This is a genomic window from Arthrobacter sp. (assembly GCF_031988865.1).
Classification (GTDB): domain Bacteria; phylum Actinomycetota; class Actinomycetes; order Actinomycetales; family Micrococcaceae; genus Arthrobacter_B.
The window spans coordinates 20,333-31,146 of the sequence record NZ_DALZXY010000009.1 but is presented as its reverse complement, the minus strand read 5'-3'; the positions used below and the strand labels follow the sequence as shown (position 1 = coordinate 31,146).

Genomic DNA, 10,814 nt, shown 5'->3' with positions numbered 1-10,814 from the left:
TGAGAATCATCTCCCCGAACTCATCCGCCGCTCCGGTTTGCTGGTGATTGACGAAGCCCACTGCATTTCCGACTGGGGACACGACTTCCGGCCCGACTACCGGCGGATCCGGCACCTGATCGAGCAGCTGCCCGCCAGCGTCCCGGTCCTGGCCACCACCGCCACGGCCAACTCCCGCGTGGTGAAGGATGTCGAGGAGCAACTGGCGGCCGGCGGCGAAGATGTCTTTACCATCCGTGGGGCGCTGGCCCGGGATTCGCTGCGGCTGGGTGTGCTCCGGCTGCCCAACCCGCGCAGCCGGCTGGCCTGGCTGCTGACCCATCTGGAGGAGCTGCCGGGCAGCGGCATCATCTACACCCTGACCGTCTCCGCGGCCGAGGACACAGCCCGCCTGCTGCAGAAGGCCGGGCACCGGGTGCTCGCCTACACCGGCCGCACCGATCCGGCGGACCGCGAGCAGGCCGAAGCGGCGCTGAAGAACAACGAGGTTAAGGCGCTGGTGGCCACCAGCGCACTTGGCATGGGGTTCGATAAGCCCGACCTGGGATTCGTGGTGCATCTCGGGGCGCCGTCCTCGCCCGTGGCGTACTACCAGCAGGTAGGCCGTGCCGGCCGCGGCACCCCCAACGCCGACGTCCTGCTGCTGCCCGGCTCCGAGGACCGGGATATCTGGGAATACTTCGCGACCTCCTCGATGCCGGCGGAAGGCCCGGCCAACGCCGTGCTGCGGGAACTGGCCGACGGCTCCGTGCTCTCCACCGGTGCGCTGGAAACCCTGGTGAACCTCAAACGCTCTCCGCTGGAACTGCTGCTGAAGGTCCTCGCGGTGGACGGAGCGGTGGAACGGGTCACCGGCGGCTGGCGCGGCACCGGACGGCCGTGGACCTATGACCGGGAACGCTACGAGCGGATCGCCGCCGCCCGGGTCAAGGAACAGCAGGCCATGCTGGATTACGAGAACACCAGCGGCTGCCGGATGGAATTCCTGTCCAAGCAGCTTGACGACCCGGCGGCAGCGCCCTGCGGACGATGCGATAACTGCGCCGGACGCTGGTACCCGGACGACGTCGCCGCCGAGGCCTCGGACAGCGCCGGCAAGGAGCTCAGCCGGGTGGGCGTGGATATCGATCCGCGCGGCATGTACCCCACCGGGATGGACCGCCTGGGAGTGCCGGTGAAAGGCAAGATCAAGCCCGAAGCCGCCATCTCCACGGGAAGGGCACTGGCCCGCCTGACAGACCTCGGCTGGGGCGGACGGCTGCGCGAAATCTTTGCGGCCGGGGCCGAGGATGTACCGGCGGACCAGCCGCTGCTGCAGGGCTGCGTCCAGGTCCTTGCCCAGTGGGGCTGGCAGGAACGCCCGGTGGCGATTGTCAGCGTGCCGAGCCGGTCCCGGCCTCAGCTGGTCGGGTCCCTGGCCCAGGGGCTCTCTGAACTGGGGCGGATTCCCTACCTCGGTGCCTTGGAACTCCCGCACGGCGGGCCCTCCGGCGGTCCCGGCGGTAACAGTGCGTTCCGGCTGGCTTCGGTGTGGGAGCAGTTTGCGGTGCCGGCCGGGGGAGCGGACTGGTTTGCCGCCAATCCCGGACCGGTGCTGCTGGTCGACGATTTCGCGGACAGCCGCTGGACCCTGACCGAAGCCGGACGTACGCTGCGGCTGGCCGGCGCCGAGTCGGTGCTGCCCTTTGTGCTGGCGCTGAAGGCGTAGGCAGCGGAAAGGCCTAAACAGCGGAGAATCCTGCTGGCGCTGATCCGCGTCTGAGTCAGACGCGCGCTGGATTCGATGCGGGCAGGGGCCGCAGCCGCAGCCCCTGCATACCGCCGTCGACCGCCAGTGACGTTCCGGCCGTGGAGCCGGAAAGCGGGCTGGCGAGATACGCGACGGCGCCGGCCACCTCATCCGCGGAGACCAGCCGGCCGTGAGGCTGGCGGGCGTTCAACGCTGCCCGCTCGGCAGCCGGATCCTCCGCCGAGTCCAGGAGCCGGCCGACCCAAGGGGTGTCCGCCGTGCCGGGATTAACCGCGTTGACCCGGATGCCTTCGCGCAGATGGTCGGCCGCCATCGCCAGCGACAGGGAAAGCACCGCACCCTTGGTGGCGCTGTACAGGGCCCGCTCCGGCAGGCCTGCCGTCGCCGCGATCGAGGATGTATTAACGATCGCCGCGGCAGAGGAACGCCGCAGCCAGGGCAGGGCAGCCCGCGAAACCCGGACGATGCCCAAGACGTTCACGTCCCAGACCCGGTTCCATTCCTCGTCACCGTTGGCCTCGACGGTGCCCTGAGCGCCGATCCCGGCGTTGTTGATCACCACGTCCAGGCCGCCGAAGGCCTCGGCAGCCCGTGCGACGGCGGCACGTACCGACGCGTCATCGCGGACATCGCAGGCCAGGCCCAGATGCGGGCTGCTGCCCGGGGCAGGGGGGTTGAGGTCAAGCACTGCCACCCGGGCGCCGAGCCCGGCCAACCGGTCGGCGATGGCCGCCCCGAGCCCGGAGGCTCCGCCCGTGACGATTGCCGCCAGGCCAGTCATTTCCCCGCTCATTACGCTTCTCCTGTCTGTGGGGCGGCACCCGGGGCGGCGTCGTAAAACTTCTGCCGCTGGGTTCCCAGCCCGTCGATTTCCAACTCTGCAATGTCACCTGCCGCCAGGTACGGGAAGCGTCCGGATAAGGCCACGCCTTCCGGTGTCCCGGTCAGGATGAGGTCGCCCGGTTCAAGCAGCATGTATTGGCTCAGGTGGTGGATCAGTACAGCCGGGCCGAAGAGCATGTCCGCTGTTTTGGAGTCCTGCCGCACCTCGCCGTTGACCCGGCTGCGAATCCCCAGTGCTCCCGGCTCCAGCTCGTCGGCCGGCACGAACCACGGGCCTACCGGGGTGGAAGCCGGCAGCGACTTTCCCTTGGTCCACTGTCCGGCCTCGCCCGGCAGCTGGTAGGTGCGCTCAGAGAGGTCATTTGCCACCACATACCCGGCGATCACCCCGGCCGCGTCGTCGGGAGAATCGAGGTACACGGCCTGTCGGCCGATCACGATGCCCAGCTCCACCTCCCAGTCGTATGTCACGGCGCCCGGCGGGATGGGAGCGGGATCATAGGGGCCGGCGATGGTATTGGCGGGCTTGAGAAATACCACCGGAATGCGCGGGGGTTCGGCGCCGGACTCCGCGGCGTGGGCAGCGTAGTTCATGCCGATGCAGATGATGGACCCGGGCCGGGCAATTGGCGCGCCGATCCGCAGCGCGTCCGTGCCGGAGAGTTCCGGCAGCGTGCCGGCGGCCAGCGCCCTGCGGGTGGCCGGCACTCCGCCCGAGGCCAGGAACGCGCCGTCGATATCCGGGGTCAGCGGGTCCAGGGCATACGCCCGTTCGATGCCTGCGGCGTCAGCCGCCAGGACAGCTGGCCGCTCGCTGCCAGCGGGACCTAACCGTACAAACTTCATTGCTGTGTCCTTGCCTCGTCGCCGCTGCGGAGCCCGTTCTAGGTGCCGTATTCCCTGGGCTCACCACGTCCGAACATCCGAGCTATCTGGGGTTCTGGGTCCAGAGTCTACGGGAAAATCAATGATTGACAACATAGACATCCGATGTTTACTGTCGGTGAAGCGTCAACCAGCCATCACCAAACACGGGAGAGCCGAACGTGAGCACCATTACCGCCGTCGAGACCAGCGACGTCCGCTTTCCGACTTCCACGGAGCTGGACGGATCCGACGCGATGAACCCCGATCCCGACTACTCCGCCGCGTACCTGGTAATCCGCACGGACAGCGCGGACGGACTGGAGGGCCACGGCTTCGTGTTCACCATCGGCCGTGGCAATGAGGTGGAGGCCGTTGCGATCCAGTCCCTGGCCGGGCATCTGCTGGGGAAGAACTGCGAGGACCTGCTCGCGGATATGGGCGGCACCTGGAAGATGATGGTGCACGATTCGCAGCTGCGCTGGCTCGGACCGGAAAAAGGCGTGATGCACATGGCCATCGGCGCGGTTGTTAATGCCCTGTGGGACCTCAAAGCGAAACGGGCGGGACTTCCCCTCTGGCAACTCCTGGCCCGGATGAGCCCCGAGGAAATCGTGGCCCTGGTGGACTTCCGCTACCTCAGCGATGCCCTGACCCCTGCGGAGGCACTGGAGATTCTGCACGGCGCTGCCCCGGGGCGGGCGGAGAGGGAAGCCGTGCTGCTCGCCGAGGGGTACCCCGGCTACACCACCACCCCGGGCTGGCTCGGCTACTCGGACGAACGGCTGGTCCGGCTGGCAAGGGAAGCGGTACTGGACGGCTTCGCGCAGATCAAACTCAAAGTCGGCGCCGACCTCGGCGACGACATCCGCCGGCTTCGGACAGCCCGGGAAACCGTAGGCCCAAACGTGCGGATTGCAGTGGATGCGAACCAGCGCTGGGACGTGGACACCGCCGTTGAATGGATCCGGCAGCTGGCACCCTTTGACCTTGCCTGGGTAGAGGAACCCACCAGCCCGGACGATGTTCTAGGCCACGCGGCCATTGCCCGGGCCATCGCACCCGTGAAGGTGGCCACCGGTGAACACGTGGCCAACCGGGTGGTCTTCAAACAGATGCTGCAGGCAGGGTCGCTGCAGGTCCTGCAGATTGACGCCGCCCGGGTGGCCGGAGTTAACGAGAACATCGCCATCCTGCTCCTGGCGGCGAAATTCGGGGTGCCGGTCTGCCCGCACGCCGGCGGGGTGGGCCTCTGCGAAGCCGTCCAGCACCTGTCCATGTTCGACTTTGTTGCGGTCTCCGGGGAAAAAGAAGACCGGGTCATCGAGTACGTTGACCACCTACATGAGCATTTTGTTACGCCCGTCGAGGTCCGCGAAGGCCGGTACTGGCCGCCGCTCGCACCGGGCGGCGGGTCCCAGATGCTCGCGGCGACGCTGCAAACGTACGCTTTTCCGGACGGACCGGCCTGGGCCGCCGGAATCGAACAGGAAATGGCGCACTGATATGGAACGCATCGCACTGCACACCCGGCTGAAACCGGGACGGGAAGCGGACTACGACGCCGTGCACGCCCGGATTCCGGAGAACCTGGACGCCGCCATGCGCGAGGCTGGTGTTTCCAGCTGGCGAATCTGGCGCAGTGGGCGTGATCTCTTCCACGTGGTGGAAGCTGACGATTACGCAGCCATGCGCCGTTTCCTCGCCTCCCATCCGGCCAACCTCCCTTGGCAGGCGCAGATGGCCGAACTGCTGGAAGTCCAGGACGATTACTCCGGCACCGACCGCGGCATTACCAAGGTCTGGGAACTGCCATGACCGGCGCCGGATTGGGTCCGCTTGGGTTAGGGGGCGCCGGGATCGGCAACCTGTACCGGGAAATGTCCGATGCCGAGGCAGCCGGAACGCTGCAGGCCGCCTGGGACGGCGGCAGCCGGTACTTCGATTCAGCGCCGCATTACGGGCTGGGTCTCTCCGAAGAGCGTCTGGGCCGGTTTCTGGCCGGCCGTCCGCGGGAGGACTTCGTGGTCTCCACCAAAGTGGGTCGGCTGCTGGTTGAAAACCCCCGGTTCGTCGAGGGGGAGTCCGACGACGAAGGGTTCGCGGTTCCGGCCCGGCTGATCCGTCAGTGGGATCCCAGCGAAGCAGGCATCCGCCGGTCCTTGGAAGAATCCCTTTCCCGGCTGGCCCTGGACCGGGCCAACATCCTCTACCTGCACGACCCCGATGCCTACGATCTGGCCTCTGGGATCGAACAGGGACTGCCGGTGCTGGAGAAGCTGCGTGCCGAGGGCACCGTTGACGCCATCGGCGTCGGCGCTAATTCGGCCGAAACCCTGCTGGCCTGCGTCGAGGCCGCGGACCTGGACTACATCATGCTGGCCGGCCGCTACACGCTCCTGGACCAGCCCGCCGCCCGGGCGCTGCTGCCCCGGTGCCTGGAGAAAGGCGTGCAGGTGGTGAACGTGGGAGTGTACAACTCCGGCATTCTGGCCCGGCCAAGGGTCCTGCCCGAGGCGCACTACAACTACGCACCCGCATCCGCGGACCTGCGGGCCAAGGCAGCGCGGATCGCCGCGGTCTGCGAACGCTTCGGCACTGACCTTCCCACGGCGGCGCTGCAGTTCAGCCTGCGGCACCCTGCCGTGACCGCCGTGGTGGCCGGGGCCTCCAGCGCCGCCCAGGCAGCGCAGAATGCCGCCCGGATGCAGGCACCGGTTCCCGAGGAGTTGTGGGCAGCGCTCACTGCGGAGGGGCTGATCCCGTATGAGTCCTGAGACCCACAGCCTGGAACCGGCCGAGACCGCCGCGCGCATCGACGCGCACCTGCATACGTGGGATCTCTCTGCCGGCGGCTACGGCTGGCTGGATGGCGCCGATCATGCCCTCCGCCGCAGCTTCCTGCCGGAGGAAGCCGAAGGTGTGCTCGAAGCTGCCGGGATCGATGGCGCTGTCCTAGTGCAGGCCGAGGACAGCGTTACCGACACCGGATATCTGCTCGACGCCGCGGCCCGGCATACGTTCGTGCGGGGAGTGGTCGGCTGGGTTCAGCTGGATACACCTGCCGCCGCGGCCGCACAGCTTGATGCCTGGACCGCACACCCTGCCTTCGTTGGCGTGCGGCACCTGATCCACGACGATCCGCGTTCCGGTTTCCTGCTGCTGCCCGCCGTGCGTACCTCGCTCTCCCTCGTCGCCGACGCCGGGCTCGCCTTCGATATCCCGGATGCTTTTCCCAACCACCTGGAACAGGTCCGGGACCTGGCCGCCGCACTGCCCGGGCTGAGAATCGTCGTCGACCATCTGGGTAAACCGCCGCGGGCCGCGGGAGCAAAGGCGCAAATCCGCTGGGAGGACCAGCTGAGGCAAGCCGCGGAACTCCCCAACGTCGCCGCCAAGGTTTCCGGACTGCGGACCCAAGGTGCCGCCTACACCGCCGAAGCACTGGCGCGGACCTGGGAGATTGCCCTGGACGCTTTTGGCCCGGACCGGCTGCTCTATGGCGGGGATTGGCCGGTCAGTGGTCCGGACCAGTACGGGGAAACGCAGGCCGTGATCGAGGAGCTGGCCGCCGACCTCCCTCCCGCGGAGCGGGCCGGGGTGATGGGCGGAAACGCAACAAGGATTTACCGGCTTCCGCCGGCGAACGCAGCGCGGGAAGCAGCTGACGAGATGAAAGCGGGCACCCATGAGTGAGTACCTTCTGGAAGTGCAGGGAGTCAGCAAAGCCTTTCCGGGCGTCCAGGCGCTGGACGGCATGCACCTGACCCTGCGGCACAACGAGGTCCTGGCCCTGGTGGGGGAGAACGGCGCGGGGAAGTCCACGCTCATGAAGCTGCTCTCCGGCATCGAGACGCCGGATACCGGGAGTTTCATGCTGAATGGTGAGCAGATCACCGTGACCAGCCCCCGTCATGCGCAGCAGCTGGGCATCAGCATCATCCATCAGGAATTTCACCTGATGCCGGACCTAACCGTGTCCCAGAACATTTTCATCGGACGGGAGCCGCGCACCGGTCCCTTCCTGAACGAGCGTGCCCTGAACCGGAAGGCGCAGGACCTCTTCGACCGGATCGGCATTGAGCTTGACCCGAGGCAGCCGGTCGGAGGGCTGACCGTCGCCCGCCAGCAAATGGTGGAGATTGCCAAAGCCCTCTCCTGGGACTCGGTCCGCGTCCTGATCATGGACGAGCCGACGGCGGCCCTGAACGATGCAGAGGTGGCAGCCCTGCACGGACTCATCCGCCAGTTCACGACCGCGGAAACCGGCGTCATCTACATCTCCCACCGGATGGACGAGCTTAAAGCGATTTCCGGGCGGATCACGGTTATCCGCGACGGCGAATACGTGGACACTGTGGATACCGCCGCCACCAGCATGAGGGAAGTTATCTCCCTGATGGTGGGACGCCAAGTGAAGACCGACCAGCGTCCCGCGGAAACCAGGGTCAGCGGAGAGCCGCTGCTCAGCGTCCGCGGGCTCAGTACCAAGACCCTGCTGGAGGACGTCAGCTTCGACCTGCACCCCGGCGAAATCCTGGGGTTCGCCGGGCTGATGGGAGCCGGACGCACCGAAGTTGCGCGGGCCGTCGTCGGCGCCGACCGGATCACCGCCGGAACCATTCACCTGCGCGGGCGCGCGGTGAAGATTCCGACGCCGGCGGCCGCCGCGGCGCTGGGCATCGGTTACCTTTCCGAGGACCGCAAGCATCTGGGCCTGATGCTCGAACGCAGCGTCGCCGAGAACATCGTGGTGACGTCGCTGCCCAAACTCAGCACGGCCGGGTTCGTGCGGCCGAAGGCCATCCGGGAGCAGGCCACGGCGTCCGTGCAGCAGCTGCGGATCAAAACCCCGGGAATCCGGCAGAGCGCCAAGAACCTCTCCGGCGGAAACCAGCAGAAGGTGGTGATCGCCAAGTGGCTCTTCCGCGACTGCGACATCCTCATTTTCGACGAACCGACCCGGGGGATCGACGTCGGCGCGAAGGACGAAATCTACGCCCTGCTGAACGAGCTCGCCGCAGAAGGGAAATCGATCATCATGATCTCCTCTGAACTGCCCGAGGTCCTGCGGATGTCCCACCGGATAGCGGTCATGAGCGAAGGCCGGATCACCGGTGTCCTCGAAAACTCCGCGGCAACGCAGGAAAACATCATGGAACTGGCCACACAAGGCAAAGGAGCCCCAGCAGCATGAGCACGGTAAATAAAGCCCCAGAGGCTCCTGCGGGCAGCTCGCAGCCGGGAGGCCCCGGACGATTCCGCAGCGCCCTGGCCGTCACCAGCCCGGGCCTGCGCGTCCGGTTCCAGACGTCCCTGCAGCAGCTGATGGCGTTCGGCTCCCTGATCGTCCTGGTTATCCTCTTCGGCATCCTGAACCCCCGGTTCCTGCAGCCCACCAACCTCTCGGACATCCTGCTCTCCACCGTGGTGATTGGGCTCCTGGCACTTGGTGCCACCTTTGTCATCGTCACCGGGGGTATCGATCTTTCCGTGGGTACGGGCATGAGCCTGTGCTCGGTGATGACCGGTGTGGTGCTGACCAACCTGGGGATGCCGCTGATCTTCGGCGTGCTCGGCGGGATCCTGGCAGGCGCCCTGATGGGAGCCGTCAACGGGTTCTTCGTCTCCTACCTGAAAATTCCGCCGTTCATCGCCACGCTGGCCATGATGATGGTGGCCCAGGGACTGGCCCTGGTGATCTCCGGAACCAAGCCGATCTACTTCAACGACACCCCCGGGTTCAGTGCCCTGGCGCTGGGCAAACCGATTCCCGGGCTGGTGGTGCCGAACGCGGTGTTCATCTTCTTCGCCGCCGCCGTCGTCGCCGGAATCCTGCTCAGCCGCACCCTGATCGGCCGGTACACGTTCTCCATCGGCAGCAATGAGGAAGCCACCGCCCTCTCGGGCATCAACGTGCGCAAGTGGAAGCTGCTCATCTACACGCTCGCCGGATCCTTCACCGGCCTCGCCGGCGTGATCATCGCGGCCCGGCTGAACTCGGCCCAGCCCGGGCAGGGGATGGGCTACGAACTCCAGGCCATCGCCGCGGTCGTCATCGGCGGAACGTCCCTGGTCGGAGGCAAAGGCTCGATCATCGGCACCGTCATCGGCGCGCTGATCATGTCGGTGATGACCAACGGCCTGCGGGTGATCTCGGTTCCGCAGGAATGGCAGAACGTCGCTATCGGCGTCGTCATCCTGATTGCCGTCTATTTGGACATGCTGCGCCGGAAGGAGAACACCACGTAATCCGATGCCCCGGGGAGCCCGCCCCGCCCCTTCAGCAGCCAGTCAAAACAATTCAACTGTTCTTTAAACAAAGGAGTTTGGGAAATGATCCGGAAAAAGCTCGCGGCAGTCACAGCCGTGGCAGCACTGATGCTCAGCATGACGGCGTGTGAAAGCACTGAAAGCAGCGCCGAAACCGACGGCGGCACCCCGTACATCGCCATTGTTTCCAAGGGCTTTCAGCACCAGTTCTGGCAGGCCGTCAAGCAGGGTGCGGACCAGGCCGCGGAGGAGTTCGGCGTCGAAATCACCTTCGAGGGACCGGACAAGGAAACGAACGTCGACCAGCAGATCCAGATGCTGACCACCGCGCTGGGCAAGAATCCCTCCGCCATCGGCTTCGCAGCCCTGGACAGCCAGGCAGCCACCCCTCTGCTGGAAGAGGCCCAGTCCAAGGACATCCCCGTAGTCGCGTTCGACTCCGGTGTGGACAGCGACATCCCGGTGGCTACCGCCACCACCGACAACAAGGCTGCCGCTGCCGAGGCCGCCGAGCAGCTGGCGGGCCTGATCGGCGGCAAGGGAAAGATCGCCGTGATCGCCCATGACCAGACCTCGAAGTCCGGCACGGACCGCCGGGACGGGTTCCTGGAGTGGATCAAAGAGAACGCCCCGGACATTGAAGTGGTTGATGTCCAGTACGGCGACGGCGACCAGCTGAAGTCCACAGACGCTGCCAAGGCGATCATCGCTGCCAACCCCGACCTGGCCGGAATGTACGGAACCAATGAAGGATCGGCCATCGGCGTCGTCAACGCCGTCAAGGAACTGAACCTCAAGGGGAAGCTGACCATCGTCGGGTTCGACTCCGGCAAGGCCCAGATCGACGCGATCAAGGATGGCACCATGGCCGGGGCCGTCACGCAGAACCCGGTGGGAATCGGCTATGAGACGGTCAAGGCCGCTGTGGCCGCTTCCAAGGGTGAAAGCGTCGAAAAGGTCATCGACACCGGCTTCTACTGGTACGACGCGAAGAACATCGATTCGGACGAGATCAAGCCCAACCTCTACGAGTAAGCAGGATCTTGAGGCTCCCGTGCCCCGTCTGCAAACTGCAGGCGGGGCA

General features: G+C 66.4%; 10 protein-coding genes. 8 read left to right on the top strand and 2 right to left on the bottom strand.

Going from position 1 to position 10,814, the window contains the following annotated elements:
• The coding region (locus RTN46_RS03120; RefSeq protein ID WP_312178963.1) for a helicase-related protein at positions 1–1,708 on the top strand (1,708 nt) is incomplete at its 5' end.
• A gap of 55 nt (positions 1,709–1,763) precedes the next feature.
• Here RTN46_RS03120 and RTN46_RS03115 read toward each other — a convergent pair.
• Both RTN46_RS03115 and RTN46_RS03110 read right to left on the bottom strand, forming a co-directional pair.
• Entirely contained in the window at positions 1,764–2,543 is a 780-nt protein-coding gene (locus RTN46_RS03115) for an SDR family oxidoreductase (RefSeq protein ID WP_312178962.1), read from the bottom strand.
• The gene (locus RTN46_RS03110; protein ID WP_312178961.1) at positions 2,543–3,439 is read right to left on the bottom strand and encodes a fumarylacetoacetate hydrolase family protein; all 897 of its coding nucleotides are present in this window, start codon (positions 3,437–3,439) and stop codon (positions 2,543–2,545) included. Before RTN46_RS03110 ends, RTN46_RS03115 begins: the two co-directional genes overlap by 1 nt.
• A 200-nt stretch (positions 3,440–3,639) precedes the next feature.
• Here RTN46_RS03110 and RTN46_RS03105 point away from each other — a divergent pair, with 200 nt between their 5' ends.
• The 7 genes from RTN46_RS03105 (at position 3,640) to RTN46_RS03075 (ending at position 10,765) form a co-directional block, all read left to right on the top strand.
• Positions 3,640–4,962: an L-fuconate dehydratase gene (locus tag RTN46_RS03105; protein WP_312178960.1), complete on the top strand. Its 1,323-nt coding sequence runs from the start codon at positions 3,640–3,642 to the stop codon at positions 4,960–4,962.
• Position 4,963: 1 nt separating this feature from the next.
• Complete coding sequence (locus RTN46_RS03100; RefSeq protein ID WP_312178959.1) at positions 4,964–5,275, top strand: L-rhamnose mutarotase; 312 nt, start codon at positions 4,964–4,966, stop codon at positions 5,273–5,275.
• Entirely contained in the window at positions 5,272–6,234 is a 963-nt protein-coding gene (locus RTN46_RS03095) for an aldo/keto reductase (protein WP_312178958.1), read from the top strand. Before RTN46_RS03100 ends, RTN46_RS03095 begins: the two co-directional genes overlap by 4 nt.
• Entirely contained in the window at positions 6,224–7,153 is a 930-nt protein-coding gene (locus tag RTN46_RS03090) for an amidohydrolase family protein (RefSeq protein WP_312178957.1), read from the top strand. The genes RTN46_RS03095 and RTN46_RS03090 overlap by 11 nt, the downstream gene beginning before the upstream one ends.
• Positions 7,146–8,654, top strand: a complete 1,509-nt coding sequence (locus RTN46_RS03085; RefSeq protein WP_312178956.1) for a sugar ABC transporter ATP-binding protein — start codon at positions 7,146–7,148, stop codon at positions 8,652–8,654. The genes RTN46_RS03090 and RTN46_RS03085 overlap by 8 nt, the downstream gene beginning before the upstream one ends.
• Positions 8,651–9,709, top strand: coding sequence for an ABC transporter permease (locus tag RTN46_RS03080; protein ID WP_312178955.1), 1,059 nt, complete (start codon positions 8,651–8,653; stop codon positions 9,707–9,709). Before RTN46_RS03085 ends, RTN46_RS03080 begins: the two co-directional genes overlap by 4 nt.
• A gap of 84 nt (positions 9,710–9,793) precedes the next feature.
• Entirely contained in the window at positions 9,794–10,765 is a 972-nt protein-coding gene (locus RTN46_RS03075; protein ID WP_312178954.1) for an ABC transporter substrate-binding protein, read from the top strand.
• Positions 10,766–10,814: the final 49 nt, after the last annotated feature.

Bases quoted from the DNA above. Each gene is read 5' to 3' on its own strand.
- RTN46_RS03100 (WP_312178959.1), top strand. From the start codon at position 4,964: ATGGAACGCATCGCACTGCACACCCGGCTGAAACCGGGACGGGAAGCG.
- RTN46_RS03075 (WP_312178954.1), top strand. From the start codon at position 9,794: ATGATCCGGAAAAAGCTCGCGGCAGTCACAGCCGTGGCAGCACTGATG.
- RTN46_RS03095 (WP_312178958.1), top strand. From the start codon at position 5,272: ATGACCGGCGCCGGATTGGGTCCGCTTGGGTTAGGGGGCGCCGGGATC.
- RTN46_RS03090 (WP_312178957.1), top strand. From the start codon at position 6,224: ATGAGTCCTGAGACCCACAGCCTGGAACCGGCCGAGACCGCCGCGCGC.
- RTN46_RS03080 (WP_312178955.1), top strand. From the start codon at position 8,651: ATGAGCACGGTAAATAAAGCCCCAGAGGCTCCTGCGGGCAGCTCGCAG.
- RTN46_RS03110 (WP_312178961.1), bottom strand. From the start codon at position 3,439: ATGAAGTTTGTACGGTTAGGTCCCGCTGGCAGCGAGCGGCCAGCTGTC.
- RTN46_RS03085 (WP_312178956.1), top strand. From the start codon at position 7,146: ATGAGTGAGTACCTTCTGGAAGTGCAGGGAGTCAGCAAAGCCTTTCCG.
- RTN46_RS03115 (WP_312178962.1), bottom strand. From the start codon at position 2,543: ATGAGCGGGGAAATGACTGGCCTGGCGGCAATCGTCACGGGCGGAGCC.